Source organism: Paenibacillus sp. Marseille-P2973 (assembly GCF_018101095.1).
Classification (GTDB): domain Bacteria; phylum Bacillota; class Bacilli; order Paenibacillales; family Paenibacillaceae; genus Fontibacillus; species Fontibacillus vini.
Genome location: NZ_JAGQEH010000001.1, coordinates 570,445 through 590,947 on the forward strand (window position 1 = coordinate 570,445; position 20,503 = coordinate 590,947).

A 20,503-nucleotide genomic window follows, 5' to 3' on the forward strand; every position below is an offset into this window, starting at 1 on the left:
TCTAACTTAACTTTGTCTATCTCTGCCTTGATACCGGAAATAATCAAAGTCGGCATAGATTCCGCCGAACCTGTTCATGTCATGGGCTGCGATTCCGATGAAGTTGCCGGTAAATCCGCCTGAGAGAAAACCTATATGCCGGGCGTCTCCCCAAGCATGCCATTCGTCCTGATCGTCCGCCCGGTAATAGAATTGTCCCTTTGCACCGGAGACGTCAACGGCCAGTTGGACCGCTCCGTCGCCGTTCCATTCCATCATGACAGGTTCGAGCTCAAATTCATCCCTTTCGCAGCGCATTAGCCTCAGGACCTTGCCTTTTCCCTCTTCATGGCTTACGTAGGCATACCAATAGTTATCTTCGTTCAAATAGAGCATCAGCCCGGCCATTTGCAAATAGGACACCGGATCGAATTCCACCATTGTCTCCGCCCGAAACGACTTGTCCGTTTGACGGATCGCCACGATATGGTGATTAAACAAGCTTTGCAGCGATTCTCCCGCTTGAATCCTCAGGTAACCCGCTCTGGCCGACAGCGAACACCAGTTTTCATCCGCCAGAATTCGAAGCGTGTTCCAGTTCTTTTTCAAGCCGGGACCCGTAAAATCATCTTCAAAATCCGTCACCGTCACTATCGGTGTGAAATCGAGTCCTTTAGGCAGCGGCACCCGGATCTGCGGCGTGTTCCCCCCCGCAGTTAAGCGGAGCCAACCTTGCTCGTCCCAATATACCTGTTGCAGAGCGGTTTCCCTTCCCAAGATGGCAAACTCACCTTCTACCGGACGCGTGCACAAATGCGCCATATACCATTCGCCCTGTGGCGTCTCTATTAAACTGCCATGCCCGGCGCATTGAAGCTCCAATTCAGGATGATTTCGCGAAGTCAGCATCGGATTCTGCGGATCCACTTCATATGGGCCGAGCAGTTCCTTGGAGCGAGCCACCGTAACGGCGTGCCCGGAGCCGGTTCCTCCTTCGGCCGTAATGAGATAATAGTAGCCGTTTCGCTTGTAGATATGAGGCGCTTCCGTTTTTTTCAGCGGTGTACAGTCGAACAGTTTTTTTGGTTCACCAATCAACTTGCCTTGCAAGGAATCATACTCCTGGATTACGATTCCGCTCGATTTGTTGCCTTCGGTGATCCGGTAATCCCACAGACAATTGAGCAGCCATTTGCGGCCGTCGTCGTCGTGATACAAGGACGGATCGAATCCGCTGCTGTTCAAATATACCGGCTCCGACCAAGGGCCATGGATCGACGGAGCCGTTATCAAATAATTATGGCAATCCTTAAAAGGGCGCTTCGTGCTTTTCACATCGGTGTACATCAGATAAAATAAACCGTCATGATAACTAAGCTGCGGAGCCCAAATGCTGCAGTTTTTCGGGTTACCCCTCAAATCCACTTGATGGGTCAGCGGGTCGCGGCAGTGTTCCCAATCGGCGAGATTGCTCGACTCGTAAATCCGGACGCCGGGGAGCCATTCAAATGAAGAAACCGCGATATAATAAACCTCTTCCACTCGTACAATACAAGGATCCGGGTTAAATCCCGGCAGAATCGGGTTTTGAATAAAGCCAGCCTTGTTTCCTTCGACATTCACCATCATCAGCCTCCTCTAAGCCTCTTCCTCGCCCGGATTACTCGGCGGAACAGTAACCTGCTCCAACAGCATTTCTTCCTGCTTCGTATTTCTGGACTCGCAATGTTCCACGACGACCCGCTCTCCATTCTCCACATGAATTGCCGGTCCCTCATGATTTTCGATCGTGACATGGTGGAAGCGGATATCCCTTACATTACCGAGAAAGAAGCCTCGATTGTTCATTTCGCGGATGCCCGTCATCATGGCCGGAACTCCCGGAATTGCATTCTCCGCCATGGAAATATCGATTTGGTCGAACGTAACTTCGGAAATGTATTGCTCTGCAAGGCCGTATAGGAATCCCGCGGCCGCATGCACCCGGCGTGCGGTAATGTTCGCAAAGTGGATGCGCCGGAAGCGGGGTGTCTCCTCCGTCACGGGGTAAGGATTTTTGTCCCAGACGTATTTGTCTTTGCCGCGCGGCCCGCAGAAATAATAAAGATTCAGAATAAAAGGGCACAGGACATCATCCATGACGATATTGCTGATGCGGATATCTTCGACGATTCCCCCGCGTCCGCGGCGGGATTTCAGGCGAATGCCGCGGTCGGTATGCTGAAATACGCAGCCCGTGATCGTAACGTTGCGGATATCCCCGCTCATCTCGCTGCCCAGCACCACGCCGCCGTGACCATGAACCATCGTGCAATTCACGATCGTAATGTTTTCGCAGGAGATCCGCTCCGCAGTCTCCTCGGTGCCCGCCTTGATCGCAATGCAGTCGTCACCCACATCGATATGGCAGTTGCTGATCCGCACGTTCCGGCATGATTCCGGATCGATGCCGTCCGTATTCGGCGAATCGGCAGGGTTCCAAATGGACAAATTGTCGATCGTGACGTCCTGGCAGCGAATCGGGTTCACGGTCCAGCTTGGCGAATTGACCAGGTTCAGATCTCTCAACGTCACCCTGCGGCACCCGTCAAAGCTGATCAGCTTCGGCCGGGGATATTCCAGCTCCTCTGGCGCGCTCCGCTTCTTATCCCACCATGGCTGGCCGTTTCCGTCGAGCTTGCCGCTTCCCGTAATCGCGATATTCTCCAGGTCCTGGCCGAAAATACACGACGCGTGCACCTCTTGCAGCACGCCCTCCCAGCGGGAGGAAACGACCGGATAGTGCTCGGGATTCGTGCTGAAGGACAGCACGGCACCGGGACTCAGATTCAGCTCGATATAGCTTTTCATAAAGATCGCGCCCGTCACATACGTACCCGCCGGAACGAACACGGTTCCTCCGCCCGCGGCTCCGGCTGCATCGATTGCGGATTGAATAGCCGCTGTTGACAAGGTTTGCCCGTCGCCAACCGCTCCGTAATCGGTAATGTCATATACTCGCATGCTTCTTCCTCCTGTTCCAACGACTTTAATAATCCAAGCGGCATTTCGGCATTTATTGAGCCAGCAACCCTTCAACCTCGGCGCACGCCTGCAGGAACGCCCCGACTCCCTTTAAGTCATTCGTAATGATCGGCTCGCTAATGTAATACGCATAGGTGCCGTCCCGGCGGTCCTCTCCGCCTAAGCCTGCCACCATGCAGTTTTTGTTCAGATTGACCCAGCCCTCTTTCGTTTCCAATACGAATTCAACGATCAAGCCCTGAAATGCCGAATCCAATGTCTCCCGCCAGCCGTCCCCTTCCAGAATCCCTAGCCGGATTCCCTTGGCAATGGCAAACACGATCATACTGGAAGCCGAAGCCTCCAAATAGTTGCCTTTGCGTCCGCCCATATCTACAACCTGATACCATACGCCGCTGGCCTCGTCCTGATATTTTCTCAAAGCCGTCAGCACATCCCTGAATATCCGGACAAGCTCAGTGTAATCACCGTGCTCCTTGGGCAGCAGCTCCAGCACATCCGCCAAAGCCATCACATACCACCCCAGGGAGCGGCCCCAGAAATTTGGAGACAATCCGGTGGCGGGGTCACACCAGGGTTGTATCTTTTTTTCATCCCAGGCATGATATAACAGCCCGGTTTCAGGGTCCTTCGTATGTTTTTCGCACAGGATAAATTGCTTCGTTACATCGTCCAGTCCTTTTCCCTCTTCAAAAGTCAGCAGGTATTCCAGATAGAACGGCGATCCCATATAAAGTCCGTCCAGCCAAATTTGATAAGGATAGATTTGCTTGTGCCAAAAGGCTCCTTCCGACGTGCGCGGATGACTTGCCAGCTGCGATCTCAGCAGATCGGCCGCCTGCCGGTATTTCTCCAGACCGGTTTCCTCATACAGCATGAACAACAGTTTTCCGTTATTGATATGATCGATGTTGTATTCATCCTTACGGTATCCTCTTACGCTACCGTCTCCTCCGATAAAGTCATCCATGTTGTCCCGGATATACTGAAAATACTTCCGGTCACCCGTCTGCTTCCAGAGCAGCGTAAAGCCTTTTAACACCACACCGTAATCATATGACCATTTGCCGGCATATCCTTTGCCCTCATGCATTTTCGGCATCCGCTCCATCAGGGATTCCGCTGTTTTAGTAGCCCAACTCATCTGATCTGCACATCCTCCCGGTCAAAAAATGATGGTCCTTGCCACAGATTCATGGAAAGGACCTCTTAAAAATTGTCCAAGCTTAAACAGTCTGCCTATATAAAGTGAATTAACAAGCGAACTTAAGAATTGGCTTCTTTATACGCAGCTTCGTACTCGCTAATAATTTTGCTGCCGCCGGACTTTTTCCATTTCTCGACCTCCGCCTTGAAGCCGTTCAGATCGATGGATCCGAGAATGTACTTGTACGTGGCGTCCGTAATGATCTTCTGTAGCTCCGAGCCCATCGTTGTGTAAGTTTCCGATTCCAGCGAATAAACCGGATTCAGGACAGCAAACTCCTCGTTTTCCAGGATCAGCTTGGTAGCTTCGACCTTCAACGGATCCGCATCATGGATTTTGTAACCCGGCTCCTTAGGGCGGGAAGAGGCGAACGGCTGTACTTCCTGTTTCCACAGATCGTTATCCAAAATGGTGACGGCCATATCCCCGTCGATGGAGTAATGAACGCCCTCGATACCGTAAGTCATCAGTGCATAAATATCGTCGTCCATCAAATCATTCACGAACTTCAGAACTTGTTTCAGCTCCGCTTCGTCTTTAACTTCCGATTTAGGAAAAGCCAGCAGCCCGCCGATTCCGTTGTTCCCGGCCCAGATGGCCCGGTCGCTTTCATTGCCGGTGGATGTAATATTGTTGACGAGCACCAATTCCATGTCGTCCTGAATCCCCTTGGACAAATTCAGCAGGTTCTTGCCGTCAAACAGGGCGCCGACATAGATGCCCGCTTTGCCTTGGGCAAACCCTTCCTGCTGATCCGTCTTCGCCGTAACGGCAAAGTCCTTGTTAATATAGCCGTTATCGTAAGTGGCTTTCATAAAATCCATCGCCTTGACGTAACCTTCGGTCTCAAACTCAGGCGTCATTTTTCCGTCTTCGCTATGTTGCCAATAGTTAGGAGTCCCGAAATAGGAGCCCAGCGTTTTAAATGCCCCGTAAATCAAATCATTCCGGTCGATGAATCCGACGGTGTCCTTTACTCCGTTTCCGTCCGGATCCTGCTCGGTAAAGGCTTTGGCTACTTCCATCAGTTCATCCGTTGTTTTAGGTACCGGAAGCCCCAGCTTATCTAGCCAGTCTTTGCGGATAATGACGCCGTTGCGCGCCACGTCTTTTTGGAAAGGCACCCCGTAGAGCTTGCCGGCAATCGAAGCGGACCGCCGCTTGTCCTCGGAAATCGTCGCCAAGTTCGGGAACTCGTCCAGGTAAGGCTCGACCTCCCAGAACATGCCCGATTTCAAGGCGTTCCGAACGGATGAATTGTCCAGAATCGTCAAGGTGACAATGTCGGCCAAAGAGTTAGAGGCGAGCGCGGTATTGATCCGCTCCTCCTTGGATGCATCGGGTACCCAGGAAAATTTGATTTTCGTGTTCGTCTTCTCTTCAATGAGAGATTGGACCTTCCCCGTCGGCGTTGAAGCGGTATGCAAAATATTCATCCAGGTGATATTGACCGGTTTGTCTACCGCCGCGTTTTCGCCGTTGGCTCCCGTTTTGGCATTACTGGCGTCAGCAGCGCCGTTGTTTTTCGCCCCGCCGCAAGCCGACAACAAGAAGACGCTCGCGAGCAATAGAACTCCCACTTGCTTCATTTTGAATTTCATATTCTCTACCCCTTTTTCTCAAAATTTTATTGGTTGTGCGGTTTAATACACGCCGTCTTCCCCAAATTTCTTCGCCAACTTGTTGGAAGCCATGACCAGGATCAACCCGACCACGCCCTTGAACAATCCGACGGTCGTACTGAAACTCAATTGACCGTTCTTCAAACCGGCGGTGTAAATGTAAGTATCGAATATTTCAGCGACTTCACGGTTCAAGGAATTCAGCAACAGGTACATATGCTCGAAACCAAGATCCAATGTACTTCCGATTTTCAGGATCAACAACGTAATAATGACGGGGCGAATCGCCGGCAAGGTGATATGCCATGTTTTTCTCCATCGTCCCGCGCCGTCCATTTCCGCCGCTTCGTAAAGCTGAGTATCCACGACCGTGATGGCGGCCAGATAAATGATCGTCGACCACCCAAGCTCCTTCCAAATGATTTGTCCGATATACATCGTCCGCAGCCACTCCGGAGAGGTCAGGAAGCTGATCTTGTTGAAGCCGAGTACGGCAAGGAGTTCATTAATGACACCGCCGTCCACATTCAGAAACACGTACGTGATCGATACGATAATGACCCAAGACATGAAATGCGGGATATAAATGATGGTTTGCACAGCGCTTTTGAACCATTTGTTCCGCACCTCGTTCAGCATCAGCGCCAAAATAATTGGTAACGGGAAGAAAAACACGATGTTCATCGCAAACAGGATCAGCGTATTCCTCAATAGCATGAAGAACGTAGGCTCCGTAAACAATCGTTCGAAATGCTTCAACCCAACCCAGGGGCTTCCCGTAATCCCCAGGTAAGGCTGATAATCCTGAAAGGCGATTACCAATCCTCCCATCGGCAAGTACTTAAATACAATGAAATAGAGAAGTCCGGGAAAAATCATGAGGTATAGAAGCTTGTTGCGTTTTAAGCTGGTGAGGATCGGGGAAGCCTTTCGTTGAAGTTCCGGCTCCACTCTCACGTCCATCGATGCGACACTTGATGCTTTCACTAGTGCGACCTCCTTGGATGTTCCTTTTTACGTCCATTAGCGTACTTGATAGGAGGCATTCCGTATATAATCATTAGATGACAGCGATTACAAAACCCGATTGCAGCAGTATTTTCCGATTGTTCGCCTAACCTGGTGATTACGAACTAAGCTGTTGAGCATTCTCGTTTGTTCAACGCTTTTCGCCGGCCGGAAAAGACCTAAAATGGAGATTATATACGTAATCCTTCTCGCATGGTTAGCTTGTATTGTTAATCGACGAAGAGGAGGATACACAAGTGGCTCAAACTTTACGTAAAAAACAGTCCATCGGCAATCGTATCTTTACGGTTGTCAACAGCACCCTGCTGATTCTCATTGCTTTAGCTTGTCTCTTGCCATTTTTGAATGTCATCGCCAGTTCTTTTGCTTCGACCCAGGAAATGGTGGAAAAGCGTTTCATCTTATTCCCGACCACCTTTTCTCTGGATGCCTACAAATACATTCTTTCGACGCCTACGATCTTTAAAGGATTGGGCGTGTCCGTCGGGGTTACCCTGATAGGAACTCTCCTGAGCATGGCGTTGACTGCCTTAATGGCGTACGGCCTTTCCCGAAGTTATCTTTATGGCAGAAACTCCATCAACTTTATCGTCGTATTTTCGATGCTGTTCAGCGGCGGAATGATCCCTACTTTCCTGGTAGTGAAAGGCGTCCACCTCATCGACTCCTACTGGTCCATGATTATCCCGACCGCGATCAACGCATTTAATCTGATCATTATGCGAAATTTCTTCCAATCCTTGCCCGACGCCCTGGAAGAATCGGCTAAAATAGACGGATGTACCGATTTCGGCGTATTTTTCAAAATCATGCTTCCCCTGTCCCTTCCGTCGATTGCAACCATTTCTCTCTTTTACGGGGTCGCGTACTGGAACACCTACATGAGTGCCATTTTGTATATCAATGACTCCCTCAAATGGCCGATTCAGGTGCTGCTGCGGCAGATCGTCATCGTCTCCAGCGGGATGCAGGGAGATAACAGTTCCGTGGATATCATTCCGCCGGCCCAAACCATCAAGATGGCCGTAATCGTTATCGCTACCTTGCCGATGCTAGCCGCTTATCCTTTCGTTCAGCGCCATTTCGTCAAGGGAGCCATGCTCGGATCGGTGAAAGGATAATGGCAAGTGTTAAATAGAAACAAGCCGCTGTGTAGACATCCCAAAAGAAGCCTTTCTCCAAGCGGAAAGGCTCCTTTTCTGTATCTAATTCGCTTTCCTGGCTTTGCGGTATTCTCCCGGCGTAATGTGCTCTCTTTTACGGAAAGAACGGATAAAGTTTTGCGGTTTATGATACTGGAGCCGCTCGGCAATTTCTTTAATCGTCATGCTCGTCTCGACCAGCCATTTCTGAGCCATGTCCAGCCTGTAGTTCATCAGGTAGTCGCTGAAGGTGATCCCATATTCCTTTTTGAAAATATTGCTTAAATAGTTCGGATTGTAATGCAGCCGGTCCGCGATCTGCTCCAATGTCAACTCCTGGTCGTATTCAGACCTGACGATTACGGCAATTTCTTCGGACAGGCAACGGAACTGCTTGTTCGTTTTGTCCTTCATGCTTCTGACCATCGGGAAGATCACTTCATCAACCAGCATCCGTTCGATTTCTTCGGGATTGCGGGTGTCCAGCAGCACATGATAAAGGGCGTGATTGTCCTGCGTAAGCAGCACCTCGATGCCGAGAAGCTGTTCAAGCTGGATCAGATTGTTCACGAACCGGACCAGGGCGACCTCGAAATTCATCGAGTATTTATTTTTCTTCATCATTTCGGCGAGCAGCAAATACAATGTGCGGCTGACCTGTTCTTCATCGCCGAGACGAATGGCATCGAAGAGTTGGGACTCCAGCTCGACTGGATAGTGAAGCAGCACGGGCCCGGACACGACTCCGGAAATGTCTTCATAAAAGATGATCGATTCCTTGCCCAGATTGAGACGGTGGTGCAACGCCTGTTTGCTCATCTCGCAGGCTTCTTTGCTCTCCAGCAAGCTTTCAACCGTTTTGCTGATTCCGACGCTGATGGACACTTTCAAATATTCCCTGGCGTTCTTCATTAAGGCCGTAGCTTGTTCAAACAGTTGTTTACGGATTTCCTGCTCGGTCTTGCCCGTGAACATCAGGATGGTAGCCTGGGATTTATCATTCAAAATAATCGGAAGCATCCGCTGCTCCGGCGGGATCTGTTCTTCCACCAATCTGTTGATCGCGAGCAGTAAAACGTCCTTATCAGAAGCTTCCCGCTCGCCGAGATTGTCCAATTGAATCAGCATCGTGACGTAAAGCGTATTTTCGGGCATCCGGTATCCCAGTCGAGGCAGCTTTGATGCCAATTCGTCCGCGGTAACACGGTTACGGAACAGATTCATGATCAGCTGCGTCTCGAGCTGCGGCTTCTCCGCTTCCATCAGGTTCTCCAGGCTTTCTTTCTCCGTCAAAATCGTATCGATGGAATGAATGATCGATTCGATCTCGTTTTTGGAGCCGGTCTCGCCATCCAGGGACAGACTGCGTTTGATTTGCCGGATCGGCCTCGTAAAGTAAAGGGCGAACAGGTAAGCCACAATGACGATCAACAATGTCAGTACCGTACCCATCGTGATAATCCCGAATCTGGCCAGCTTAAGGGCGCCGGAAATTTCTTTTTGATCCAGCAGGGTCAAGTAAACCCAATTGTTATATTCCGACTTGGCATAGATTATTTTTAGGGGGGAAGACTCGCCGCTTCCCTTCTGCAGGGACAGAACGCCGGTTTGTCCAGGTTCATCAGTGATGCTGGCCGCCGCCCTTTTCAATTGTCCATCGTTGAGAACGGATTTCTCCGGCCTGCTCTCATACATTAACTCGCCCTGCCGATTCAGTATGTACACGACGCTGTCGTCTCCGGTCCCAATCGTTTGATCCAGCGATTCCAGCGAAATGTCGGACAAGGCGATCGCTTGTTTATTTTTGGAGAAGACGGGCAGCGTGTTGACGAAACGGATCCCCGTCTCCGTTTTGGTCCAGAACAGGCTCTGGTCTTTATTTTCCACATAGGTGTGGATCAGTTCTTCCCTTTGTTCCTCGTTCAGCTTCGACAACCTGCCGTTCGAAATTTTCCAGCTCTGCTCCAAGCTGATCAATGCATAATTCGTCCGCTCCATGCCCAGCGTGGCGATGTAATTAAGCTGGGTGTTGACGTTCCGGTAAGCGATGAAGTCCTGCTCCGTGATCGGGTTCTTTACGACCTCGCTAAACGAGGTAGTTGTACTGTATGTGTCAAACGCATATTCGATGGTTCGGATTTGCTGTTCTAAATTATTTTTGGTTTGCGATATAAAGTTTTGCTTACTGCCCGCAATCCGTTCGTTTACGGAGCTTACCGTACTAAAATAGATGTAACTGGCAAAGCTGGCCACAAGGCCAATCCCTAGGATAAGAATCGGAATGAAAATTTTATAGAACATGCTTCCTTTGTGCATCCGCGCTGCTCCTTTGTCAGTTGTGATCAATTCCAATTATAGCGCTTACAAGGGATCGGCGGCAATGATAATTTTCACGTGTGCATAATATAATTCCCTTGACTTTCAAGGAAATTTGGACTTAAAATGAAATCGTTAAACCAATATCATTTCCCGGAAGAAGAGATTCCATGGTCACGATCAAAGACATTGCAAAAGTCGCTGGTGTTTCGCATACGACGGTTTCCCGTGCGCTAAACGGAAACCCCCTCATCAGGAAGGATACCAGGGAAAGAATCGAAAAAATCGCCGCCGAGCTGAATTATATTCCCAATTTTAGCGCCAAAAGCCTGGTCATGAAAAAATCGTATACTATCGGACTGTTTTTTTCCAGTATTGATCAGGGAACCTCGGCAAGTTTTCTTGTCGACGTCATCAAGGGAATCAATCATATGCTCGACGAAAACTACAGCTTGACGGTGCATGGGATCGACAGTATCAAGCATTTGGACAGCATCTCGCCGCGGCGTTTTGACGGCATTCTCGTCATGAGCCAGAGCGACGCGGATAACGAATTTATTTATCATGTCAAAAGAACCCGCATCCCGCTCGTCGTTCTTAACCGCCATTTGGAGGATCAAGGGATCATGAACGTCGTTGCCGACGACAGAGGCGGGGTCCGGGAAGCGATCGACTACGCCATAGCCCAAGGCCACAGCAAACTGGCGATGATCGAAGGCAAAGCAGGCTTCAAGTCGTCCGCCGAGCGGAAGCAAGGCTTTCTGGATAGTTTGCTGGCTCACAGCCTTCTTCCGAACCCGGAGTATTTTGCCTCAGGGGATTATAGCATCGAAAGCGGCTACCGGACGATGAGCTCTTTACTCGCCCTTTCCGCCCCTCCGTCACTGGTATTCTGCGCGAATGATGATATGGCGATCGGTGCGATGAATGCCTGCTATGCAGCCGGAGTTCCCGTCCCGGACGGAATATCCCTGATCGGATTCGACGATATCGTATTCGCCCAATATACTAACCCGGCGCTGACCACCGTCCGTAGACCGATTACGGATATCAGCGAGCTCGGCACCAAGAAGCTGATTGAGCTGATGCTGGACCCGGAAACCAGGCCCGAGCAATCCCTGGTCCAAACGGAGTTCATGATTCGCCGGACTGTCGCAAGCTGTTAAACGGCATGTCCGGAAAGCCCATTTAATTTCGTTAAAAAAAGAGTTTATCTCTTTTTTTATACAAAAATGTTCACGTGTGCATTAAACGATTATATGATGAAAAGGAGCGAAACATGACCATGACACAACCGCTTTCCAGAAACTCGTTTCCCGCTTTGCCCTCCTATCCCGAGCGGATGATTCAATTCGGGGAAGGAAACTTTATGCGTGCCTTTGTGGATTGGCAAGTGCAGCAGATGAACAACAAAGGGCTGTTCCAAGGCAGTGCGGTTCTGATCCAGCCGCTTGAACAAGGACTTGGAGGGATGCTGGCCGAACAAGACTACCTCTATACCGTTCTGTTGAACGGCATCCTGGACGGGCGGACCATCAGCGACCGGGAAATTATGACCAGCGTCAATCGGCTTATTAATCCATACAGCAATTATCAAGATTTTCTTGCCTTAGCGGAGGATGATGCGCTCGAATTCATCACCTCGAATACCACGGAAGCCGGAATCGCCTACCATCCCGGAGACCGGCTGGAAGATGCGCCGCAAAAGAGCTTTCCCGCCAAATTGACGGCCCTGCTTTACAAGCGCTTTCAATTAGGCAAAAAAGGATTCGTCATCATTCCTTGCGAGCTGATCGACCGCAACGGAGAGAAGCTGCGCGAAATCGTGCAGCGCTATGCGTCCGAATGGAATCTGGGAGAGGAGTTTGCCGCGTGGCTGGAGACGGAAAACACGTTCTGCTGCAGTCTGGTCGACCGGATCGTACCGGGTTATCCGCGCGACAAGGCAGGCGAACTGGAGCAGGAACTGGGCTACCGGGACAACCTGATGGTCACCGCCGAACCGTTCCTGTTCTGGGTGATCGAGGGTCCGGCATGGCTGAAAGAAAAGCTGCCGCTGGCGGAGGCCGGTTTGAACGTCGTCGTAACGGAGGATATGACGGCTTATCGGGAACGCAAGGTCCATCTACTCAACGGGCCGCATACCGCGATGGTATCGCTTGGGCTTCTCGCCGGTCTGGAAACCGTCGAAGACGTGATGAATGACGGTGTCTTCTCCGCATTTGTACGTCAATTGATTGAGGATGAACTCATTCCTATGCTGGATTTGCCTCTTGAGGAATTACAATCCTATGCGGCAGCTGTACAGGAACGGTTCCGGAATCCGTTTATCCGGCACGAATTGACTTCCATTTATCTCAACAGCGTTTCCAAGTTCAAAACCCGCCTGCTGCCTGTACTGCTCCGTTACTGGAAGGAACGTGGAGAACTGCCGAAGCTGATCACCCTCGCTTTTGCCGGGCTGCTGCTCGGATACCGGGGAGATCGCCTTCAACGCCAGGACGGTCCTGAAGTGTTGGCTGTTTTTGATGCAGCCTGGAAGGATCCGCAGTCTTTTGTTGAGGTCATTCTTCAGAACAACTCGCTTTGGGGAGAAAATTTATTATCAGTTCCCGGCTTGAAGGAAGCGTTGGAGGACGGATTGCGGATGCTAGATTCCGTAGACTGCCGGACCGCGCTGGAACAAACGATCGGAGGGGAAATTCAATGCAGCGACTCATGAAAATGAATGCCAGGGATACGGTAGCCGTCGCCCTGCGCCCGGTCCAAGCCGGGGAAGAAATTATATTCGATGATCAGACGTACACCGCCCGCCAGGATATTCCGCAGGGCCATAAAATGGCCTTGACCGATTTTGGTGAGGGCGATATCGTCACCAAGTACGGTTATCCGATCGGGCATGCAACAACCTCTATTTCCAAGGGCGAGCATGTGCACACCCATAATCTGAAGACCAATTTGGTCGGAGAAGAAAATTATGAATACCAGCCTGAGCTGCATCCCGTAACCTATCCCAAACGCTCCCTCTCCTTTGACGGGTATCGCCGCAGTAACGGAAAGGTAGGCATCCGGAACGATCTCTTCATCGTCCCAACGGTCGGCTGTGTGAACGGCGTCGCCGAGATGATGATTGCAGAATTTAAGGCCATCCATCCCGATCTCGGGAGCTTCGATAACGTCACGGTGCTTAAGCATCCTTACGGTTGCTCGCAGCTTGGCGACGACCACCGGATGACGCGCAGCATCCTGCTGGACGCCGTAAATCACCCGAATGCGGGCGGGGTGCTCGTTTTCGGGCTCGGCTGCGAGAACAATATCGTCGCCGAATTCCGTGAAATGCTGGGCGACTATGACGAGAGCCGTATCAAGTTCCTGGTGGCCCAGGAAGTCGGGAACGAAGTCGAGGCGGGCCTCGCGCTGCTGGAGGAAATCTATCAGGCCGCGAAGGATGACCGCCGCGAGCCCGTGCCGATCAGCGAGCTCAATGTGGGCCTCAAATGCGGCGGCTCCGACGGATTCTCCGGCATTACCGCCAACCCGCTGCTGGGCGCCTTCTCCGATTTCCTCATCTCCCAGGGCGGGACTACCATTTTGACGGAAGTGCCTGAAATGTTCGGCGCCGAAAAAATGCTCATGGCCCGCGCGGAAAGCCGGGAGGTCTATGAGGACATCGTCTCCCTGATCAACAATTTTAAGCAGTACTTCCTGTCCTACGGTGAGCCGGTCTACGAGAATCCTTCCCCGGGCAACAAGGCGGGCGGCATCAGCACGCTGGAGGACAAATCGCTCGGCTGCACCCAAAAGGCGGGAACCGCTCCCGTCGTCGATGTGCTGCAATACGGGGAAAAGCTGCGCAAAAAAGGCCTCAGCCTGCTGCAAGCCCCGGGCAATGACCTCGTCGCTTCCTCGGCCTTGGCGGCCGCCGATTGCCAGCTCGTCCTGTTTACGACCGGGCGCGGAACGCCTTTCGGCAGCTTCGTGCCGACCGTCAAGGTCGCGACAAACAACGAGTTGTACAACAACAAAAAGCACTGGATGGACTTCAACGCAGGACCGCTGCTGGAAACTCCCATGTCCGAAGTGCTGGAGCAATTTATCGAATACATCATAGCCGTCGCCAGCGGACAAAAAACGCGGAACGAACAAAACGAAGTACGCGAGCTCGCGATCTTTAAAACCGGCGTGACGTTGTGATCACGGGCGGGGCCAGGGGCTGGGCCGGACAGGGCGCTGGGCCGGGTGGGGGCTGGACTTGATACAGGATTGGGAAGCCCGTCCGGGGAGGCCTGGACCCGAACGGTCCGGTGATCCCGTCGCGAAGCCTGGCCTTGCCCTGATCTCAGCCAAAGTCTCGCCTTGGGCCCGGCCCATAGCAGTAAAGCAAATTAGCTGTAAAATATGCAGCTAATTTAAGGATATTCTTCATTTCCTAAACTTTAGATGTAAAATCTGCAGTTAATTCGCCGCTATCTCTCACTTTTCATGCATTTGGAGTAAATTACCTGCATGTTTTACAGCTATTCAATCATTCGGTTCAATAAGTGCTAAATTACCTGTATGTTTTACAGCTAATGTTCGAAACGTCATTAATTTATTAACTTTAAAAAGGAGCCTACCCCATGTTTCTGAATGATGACTTCTTGCTTTCCACCGAGACTGCCCGAACCCTGTTTCATAAACATGCGAACCACATGCCGATCATCGACTATCACTGCCATCTCGATCCAAAGGAAATTTACGAGAACCAGCCTTTCAAAAATATCACTGAAGCCTGGCTGTACGGAGATCACTATAAATGGCGCCTGATGCGCGCGAACGGCGTGCCGGAATCCCATATCACCGGAGATGCTTCGGACTACGATAAATTCCTCGCTTGGGCCCGGACGGTTCCCAAGACGATCGGAAATCCGCTATTCAGTTGGACGCATCTGGAACTACGTCGTTTCTTCGGCGTCAACGAACTGCTGAATGAACAGTCGGCCCCGCAAATTTGGAAGTCCGTGAACGAAAAGCTTGCGGGTGAGCCGTTCAAGCGGCGCAACATCATCAAAAACGCAAACGTAAAGCTAGTATGTACGACGGACGATCCCGCGGATTCCCTGGAATATCACCGGTTGCTGAAAGAAGAAGAACAGGGCTTCTCCGTCCTGCCGACCTTCCGTCCCGACAAGGCACTAAACATCGACGCGCCCGGTTTCCCGGATTGGCTGAAACGCCTGGAAGCGGCGTCCGGTCGGACGATTGCTTCATATAACGATCTGGTAGAGGCACTTCGCTCCAGAGTCGATTACTTCCATGACCACGGCTGCCGCCTGTCCGACCATGCGCTCGATATTTTGCGTTACAAGGCCGGCGATGTCTCGGAGTTGGAAGATATTTTCCGGAAAAGAACAACCGGAGAAGTGCTGACACAAGAGGAAGTCACGGTTTATCGTACAGAGCTTTTGACCGCCCTCATCGGCATGTACCGTGAAAAAGACTGGACAATGCAATTGCATCTCCATGCCTACAGAAACAACAATACTCCGATGTTCAATAAACTGGGACCGGATACCGGGTATGACGCCTTGAATGACCTGCCGATTACCGCCTCTCTTTCACAGCTGCTGGACCGGGCCGAATGCGGAGCGGGTCTGCCGAAGACGATTCTGTACTCCTTGAATCCCAAGGATTATCCATCCCTGCTTACCCTGATGGGCTGTTACCAGAAGGAAACTCCGGGCAAGCTGCAGCTCGGCTCGGGCTGGTGGTATAACGATACCCGCAGCGGTATGCGCCAGCAATTAACGTTGTTTGCCGAGCATAGTCTGCTCGCGGGCTTTGTGGGGATGCTCACCGATTCGCGCAGCTTTCTCTCATACACGCGCCATGAGTATTTCCGCCGGGTCTTATGCGAACTGATCGGGGAATGGGTTCAGCGCGGGGAAGCGCCTGACGACGAGGACCTGCTCGGCGGCATGGTTGAGGATATCGCATACAACAATGCCGCAAGCTACTTCGGGTTCGATATGAAATGAACTAAAAATACAGGGCAGGCAAGGATAAAATGATTCCGAAGAAGAAGCTGAAGCGTTCTGCAAGAAATCGGGAGGGATTACGAGATGTCATGTACTTTGTTTATAGCGGGAGACTCTACTGCGGCGATCAAAGGGGCCGCCGAAAAACCGATGACGGGCTGGGGTGAGCATCTTCAGGCGTATTTCGGTCCTTCTCTCCGCATCGACAACAGGGCCGTGAACGGGCGGAGTACTAAATCTTTTCTGGCCGAGCGCAGGCTTGAAGCGATCGAAAAAGAGTTCCAGGCGGGAGACTACCTCTTCATCCAGTTCGGCCACAACGACGGCAAACAGGAAGATCCTTTGCGTTATGCCGACCCGGAAAGAGAATTCCGCGCTAACCTGGAGCGGTTTATCGAATCCGCCCGCCGGAAGGGCGGGACGCCCGTCCTGCTGACCTCGGTCAGCCGGCGGCGCTTCCTGGCGGATGGGAGCCCCGACCCTGATGCGGTGGGCGCTTATCCCGAGGCCATTCGCCAGGTTGCGGCTGGCACCGCAACCCCGTTGCTGGACATATTTGCGGCTTCACAACAGCTTTACCGCGCACTCGGGATCGAGGGCACACGCCATCTTTTTATGCATTTGCCGGAGCAGGCCCATCCGAATTATCCTGAAGGGATCAGCGATGACACTCATTTCTCGGATGTCGGCGCCCGTCATATCGCCAGGCTGGTAGCCCAAGCGGTTCATCAATGCGCTACCCTTCAAGAATTGAGACAACATCTTATAAGAACGACAGAAGGTTATCTCCCTGGAAAGGTGGCGATGCCGGAATGAATTTAAAAAACGACGCGGCAATAGACAACTCAATAATCGAGGCGCTTCCCCCGCTCAATCTTGGCGTACGTGCCCATGATTTCGGGCGGGTACCGCTGGACCTGCTCATCAAGAAAATCCAGGAGCATTCTTTTTCGAACATCCAGTTTGCCGTCAAAAAGTCGTTTCCCGACAGCGTGAGAAGCCTGTCCGAACTAAGTCCCGGTGCCGCCTCCTACTTTGGAGGCGCGTTCCGGCGAGCAGGCATTCACCTGGCGGTGCTCGGCTGCTACGTCAATATCGTCGCTACCGATCCCGCAAAACGGGGGGAGGCGCTGAACGGCTTCGTCACTCATTTGCGTTTGGCGAGAGACTTTGGCGCCAGTCTGGTAGGTACGGAGACCGGCAGCGTCGGGGATGGCTATACGCCCGATAATTTTACGGAAGAAGCGTTTCGGCAGGTTGTTGCCTCCGTTAAGATCATGGTTGCCGAAGCCGAGCGTTTTGGAGTCACTGTCGGCATCGAGGCAGGGCAGAACCATCCGCTCCATTCGGCCCCACTGGCCCGCAGGCTGCTCGACGAGGTGCCGTCTAACAACCTTCAGGTCATTCTCGATTGCGCAAACTTGATGTCCCCGGAGAACTATACGGATCAGGACCGCATTATTGAGGAGGCTTTTGAGCTTCTGGGCAACCGAATTGCTGTCGTTCATCTTAAGGATTTCACAATAAAACAGGGACGAATTCACATCGTCCCTGTGGGTCAGGGGCTGCTGCATTTTCGCCCCATACTAAGCTATATGAAATATCAACGCCCCCATATCCACGGGATTCTCGAAAGTACGCCCGAACCGGATATGAAGGACAGCATTGCCTTCCTGCAGCAATTATACGCTGAAGTATAACCTGGCTTGCAGCTTGAGAGCAGGCCTATAAAATAGTCGTCAGCAAGGCAGATAGCCTACTTGGCGGACTCCGTCCCGGCTAGCTGCTCTAACGCCCGCTGGGCAAGGCGCATGAAGAACTCCGCGCTGACCGGCAATGCGCCTTCATCCAGCGTAAAGGCGGGATGATGCCATTCCTGCGTGCCGGCGGTGCCCATGAAGACGAATAGTCCGGGCACCGTTTGCTGGTATACGGCGAAGTCTTCGCCGGCCGAGGACAACTGGGGCACGACCGGGTTGTGTCCCAACTCGGAGGCAACGCTCCAGGCCAAGTCGGCCAGGGCATCATCGTTGGCGATCGGCGGCGGCCCTTCGACCCAGCGCACCTTGGCGGTCGCGCCGAAGGCGGCGGCCACGGTCTCCGCGATGGCGGCGAATCGCTCCATCACGCGCTTCCGCGTCCCCAGATTAAAGGTGCGGAGCGTGCCCTCCATCACCGCTTGCTGTGGGATGACGTTCCACACCGTACCGCCCTGGATCCGGGTGACGCTCACGACCGCACTTTGCAGCGGACTAACGTTGCGGCTGACGATCGATTGCAGCGCCGTCACGATATGCGCGGCGGCGAGAATCGGGTCTACGCCTGCATCGGGCACGGCCGCGTGGGTGCCCACGCCGTCCACTTCAACCACAAACCCGTCCGCGGCCGCCATAAGCGGGCCGCCCTTGATCCCGATCGTGCCCACCGGCAGATCGGGTTTGTTGTGCATACCGAACACGGCCTGCACTCCCTCCAGCGCACCGCTCGCGACAACCAGCTTCGCTCCCGTCGCAATCTCCTCCGCGGGCTGGAACAACAGCCGGACCGTGCCCTGCAGCTCCGCTTCCCGCTCCTTCAGCAGCAAGGCCGCTCCGATCAGCGCCGCCGTATGGAAATCATGCCCGCAGGCATGCATTTTCCCGGGAATCGTGGAAGCGAAGGGCACACCACTCTGCTCCTCGATCGGCAGCGCATCGATGTCGGCGCGCAGCGCGATCACCGGCCCGCCCTGAAGCCCTCCGATCTCGGCGATCAATCCGGTCTGCAGCGGAAATTCCGTAGCAATCCGGATATCCGCTTCCTCCAGCCGTTCCCGGATATACCGGGTCGTGTTATTTTCTTCATTCGCTAACTCAGGGTGGCGATGAAGGTGACGCCGCATTTCAATCATTTGATCACCTATTTGCTCAAGCTGCTCTTTCCATGCTCCGGCTCCATTATGCATCTTCAAACCCATCCCCTCGGTCTCTTTTGTATGAAATTTATGATAAACCTATGGAGGGAGTTGAGCAAGCCACCGCGACGTGGGATCAGGCCGGGATTGTGCTGCAGAATAGCCATCCATTTTTTCACCTCCTACTTATAACACGATCGACAAATGAAAAATATCTCGCAAAATGAACAGCACCCGAAACAATTTCGGGTGCTGTTCTGACCGGCAGAATTAGAACAAATTAAATAGCAGCTTCAGTGATGTGGTCCGCCGCTCCGGCTAAATGATGGATCGTCCGCAAATAGCTGACCGTCCGGTTTAAGGAGTGCATAATAACGGAATGGGTCTCGGCTGTGTTATTCGGCAAATAGCGGACCCCGCTGAGCAGATCGCCCGAGGTTACGCCGGTGGCGACGAACAGCACGCTGCCCCGGCCCACCATCTCGTCCATGCCTAGCAGCTGCTGCGGATCGCTCAGGCCCATCCGCCGGCAGCGCTCCGCTTCCTCGGGATTCCCCGGCAACAGCCGTCCCTGCATCTCACCGCCGAGGCAGCGGAGAGCCGCTGCGGCCAGCACGCCTTCCGGAGCGCCGCCGGAGCCGACATAGAGATCGACTTCGCTCTCGACGGCAGCCTCGATGGCTCCCATTACATCTCCGTGGCTCAGCAGCTTGATCCGGACGCCGGCTTGTCTAAGCGCCGATATCATGTCCCGGTGCCGCTCACGATCCAGGATCGAGACCGTCATCTCGGATAACGGCTTGCTTAAAATGTCTGACGCTTTGGTGAGCGTAACTTCGATCGGATCGTCCAGGGACAACCGCCCCGCCAGTGCAGGTCCGACGGCCAGCTTCGCCATATAGATATCCGGCGCATGCAGCAGATGACCTTGCGGGGCAGCCGCAATGACGGAAATGGCATTGTTCAGCCCATTCGCCACCGTCTCCGTCCCTTCCAGAGGGTCCACGGCAATATCGACCTTCGGCCCCCGACGGTTTCCAACCTTCTCACCGATATAAAGCATCGGCGCTTCATCCATTTCCCCTTCCCCGATCACGACGGTGCCATCCATATCCACGGAAGAAATCAAGCTCCGAATCGCCACCGTTGCGGCTTCGTCCGCACTGTGCTTGTCGCCCCTTCCCGTCCAGCAAGCCGCATCCAGGGCGGCCGCCTCCGTAATTCTTGCCAGCTCCAAAGCGATATGACGTTCCATATGGATCCCTCCCGTTTAT

General features: G+C 52.7%; 15 protein-coding genes. 7 read left to right on the forward strand and 8 right to left on the reverse strand.

Annotated features, from left to right (window positions below; all coding sequences use genetic code 11):
- Positions 1-6: 6 nt before the first annotated feature.
- The 5 genes from KB559_RS02575 to KB559_RS02595 all read right to left on the reverse strand — a co-directional run bounded on the left by KB559_RS02575 (position 7) and on the right by KB559_RS02595 (position 6,711).
- Positions 7-1,605, reverse strand: a complete 1,599-nt coding sequence (locus tag KB559_RS02575; RefSeq protein ID WP_211020008.1) for a glycoside hydrolase family 43 protein — start codon at positions 1,603-1,605, stop codon at positions 7-9.
- Between the two features lie 12 nt (positions 1,606-1,617).
- Positions 1,618-2,982: a glycoside hydrolase family 28 protein gene (locus tag KB559_RS02580; RefSeq protein ID WP_211020009.1), complete on the reverse strand. Its 1,365-nt coding sequence runs from the start codon at positions 2,980-2,982 to the stop codon at positions 1,618-1,620.
- Positions 2,983-3,034: 52 nt separating this feature from the next.
- On the reverse strand, positions 3,035-4,147 hold the full coding sequence (locus tag KB559_RS02585; protein WP_211020010.1) for a glycoside hydrolase family 88/105 protein: 1,113 nt from the start codon (positions 4,145-4,147) through the stop codon (positions 3,035-3,037).
- 122 nt (positions 4,148-4,269) lie between these two features.
- Positions 4,270-5,811, reverse strand: a complete 1,542-nt coding sequence (locus tag KB559_RS02590) for an extracellular solute-binding protein (protein ID WP_211020011.1) — start codon at positions 5,809-5,811, stop codon at positions 4,270-4,272.
- Positions 5,812-5,853: 42 nt separating this feature from the next.
- A complete protein-coding gene (locus tag KB559_RS02595; protein ID WP_373316832.1) occupies positions 5,854-6,711 on the reverse strand; it encodes an ABC transporter permease in 858 nt (285 codons plus the stop codon).
- Positions 6,712-7,097: 386 nt separating this feature from the next.
- Here KB559_RS02595 and KB559_RS02600 point away from each other — a divergent pair, with 386 nt between their 5' ends.
- Positions 7,098-7,982: a carbohydrate ABC transporter permease gene (locus tag KB559_RS02600; protein ID WP_211020012.1), complete on the forward strand. Its 885-nt coding sequence runs from the start codon at positions 7,098-7,100 to the stop codon at positions 7,980-7,982.
- Positions 7,983-8,066: 84 nt separating this feature from the next.
- Here KB559_RS02600 and KB559_RS02605 read toward each other — a convergent pair whose 3' ends face one another.
- Entirely contained in the window at positions 8,067-10,319 is a 2,253-nt protein-coding gene (locus KB559_RS02605; RefSeq protein WP_211020013.1) for a helix-turn-helix domain-containing protein, read from the reverse strand.
- Positions 10,320-10,489: 170 nt separating this feature from the next.
- Here KB559_RS02605 and KB559_RS02610 point away from each other — a divergent pair, with 170 nt between their 5' ends.
- The 6 genes from KB559_RS02610 to KB559_RS02635 all read left to right on the forward strand — a co-directional run bounded on the left by KB559_RS02610 (position 10,490) and on the right by KB559_RS02635 (position 18,036).
- Entirely contained in the window at positions 10,490-11,485 is a 996-nt protein-coding gene (locus tag KB559_RS02610) for a LacI family DNA-binding transcriptional regulator (protein WP_211020014.1), read from the forward strand.
- Positions 11,486-11,604: 119 nt separating this feature from the next.
- The gene (locus tag KB559_RS02615; protein ID WP_211020015.1) at positions 11,605-13,041 is read left to right on the forward strand and encodes a tagaturonate reductase; all 1,437 of its coding nucleotides are present in this window, start codon (positions 11,605-11,607) and stop codon (positions 13,039-13,041) included.
- The gene (locus KB559_RS02620; RefSeq protein WP_211020016.1) at positions 13,026-14,513 is read left to right on the forward strand and encodes a UxaA family hydrolase; all 1,488 of its coding nucleotides are present in this window, start codon (positions 13,026-13,028) and stop codon (positions 14,511-14,513) included. The genes KB559_RS02615 and KB559_RS02620 overlap by 16 nt, the downstream gene beginning before the upstream one ends.
- A 425-nt stretch (positions 14,514-14,938) precedes the next feature.
- A complete protein-coding gene (gene uxaC, locus KB559_RS02625) occupies positions 14,939-16,336 on the forward strand; it encodes a glucuronate isomerase (protein ID WP_211020017.1) in 1,398 nt (465 codons plus the stop codon).
- Positions 16,337-16,420: 84 nt separating this feature from the next.
- Complete coding sequence (locus KB559_RS02630) at positions 16,421-17,152, forward strand: rhamnogalacturonan acetylesterase (protein WP_211020018.1); 732 nt, start codon at positions 16,421-16,423, stop codon at positions 17,150-17,152.
- Positions 17,149-18,036, forward strand: coding sequence for a sugar phosphate isomerase/epimerase family protein (locus KB559_RS02635; RefSeq protein WP_211020019.1), 888 nt, complete (start codon positions 17,149-17,151; stop codon positions 18,034-18,036). The genes KB559_RS02630 and KB559_RS02635 overlap by 4 nt, the downstream gene beginning before the upstream one ends.
- A gap of 56 nt (positions 18,037-18,092) precedes the next feature.
- On the opposite strand, the gene KB559_RS02640 is transcribed toward KB559_RS02635, so the two are convergent.
- Both KB559_RS02640 and glpX read right to left on the reverse strand, forming a co-directional pair.
- Positions 18,093-19,280, reverse strand: a complete 1,188-nt coding sequence (locus KB559_RS02640) for an amidohydrolase (protein ID WP_211020253.1) — start codon at positions 19,278-19,280, stop codon at positions 18,093-18,095.
- Between the two features lie 229 nt (positions 19,281-19,509).
- Positions 19,510-20,484: a class II fructose-bisphosphatase gene (gene glpX / locus KB559_RS02645; protein ID WP_211020020.1), complete on the reverse strand. Its 975-nt coding sequence runs from the start codon at positions 20,482-20,484 to the stop codon at positions 19,510-19,512.
- Between the last annotated feature and the right edge of the window lie 19 nt (positions 20,485-20,503).